Below are 909 nucleotides of genomic sequence, written 5' to 3' on the forward strand. Positions count from 1 at the left end.
GAAGTTGTCTAAAGTTATGGGCTGATCGAATGCAAAACGGACCACAGAAGTTGATTGGGTGTCGAATCCATCTTACTTACCGTAGTCCGTGCAATTGCTCAGCGAAGATAGCATCCGCGTGTGGATTGTCCCACATCTATCTACTAACCAACGGGGGCCAAAGCCTAAACAACCCCTGGAACATATGATGCAAGCCATTTTTTACAAACTTAAAACCGGTTGCCAATGGCGCTATCTACCCCTTAAAGCGTTTTTCGACGGCCCACCCCCCTGTTGGCAGACGGTTTACCATCACTTTAATAAATGGGCTAACGATGGAAGTTTACAGCAGGCTTGGACTCAATTGCTGACCGTCAACAAACACCGACTTGACTTATCCAGTATCCAACTGGATGGCTCTCATACACTCGCTAAGAACGGAGGCCAGGCCGTTAGCTACCAACGTCGTAAACGGGCCAAAACCACCAACCTCTTATTCCTGGCTGACAACCAAGGGCTTCCCCTGGCCTGTAGTACACCCCAGGCCGGTGAGCACAACGATGTATTCAACATCCAGGTCCTATTTGATGAGTTGTGTAGCGGTTTAGTTCAGGCGGGTATCCGCTTAGAGGGCCTGTTTCTGAATGCCGACGCAGGTTTTGATGCCGCTAGTTTACGGACTTGTTGTGAGACGGCTCACATGCAAGCCAACATTCGGGCTAATGCCCGTAATCAGCCGATGACAGATAGTTATCTATATTTTGATGAACTACTTTACCAGAGACGTGTGGTAATTGAGCGAACCAATGCCTGGCTAGATGGCTTCAAGAATCTATTGGTTCGTTTTGAAACCAAGGCCAGTAACTGGTTGGCCTTCCACTGGCTGGCATTTTGTACGCTGTTATTGCGCCATCTCAAACTTTAGACAAC

At 48.3% G+C, this 909-nt stretch carries 1 protein-coding gene; it reads left to right on the forward strand.

Features of this window, described 5'->3' with window-relative positions; all coding sequences use genetic code 11:
- Positions 1-118 precede the first annotated feature (118 nt).
- Positions 119-904 (forward strand): IS5 family transposase, encoded by a 786-nt coding sequence (locus ACYU8Y_RS08225; protein ID WP_460936067.1) that lies wholly within the window; start codon positions 119-121, stop codon positions 902-904.
- Positions 905-909: the final 5 nt, after the last annotated feature.

It is taken from the genome of Spirosoma humi (genome assembly GCF_054776575.1).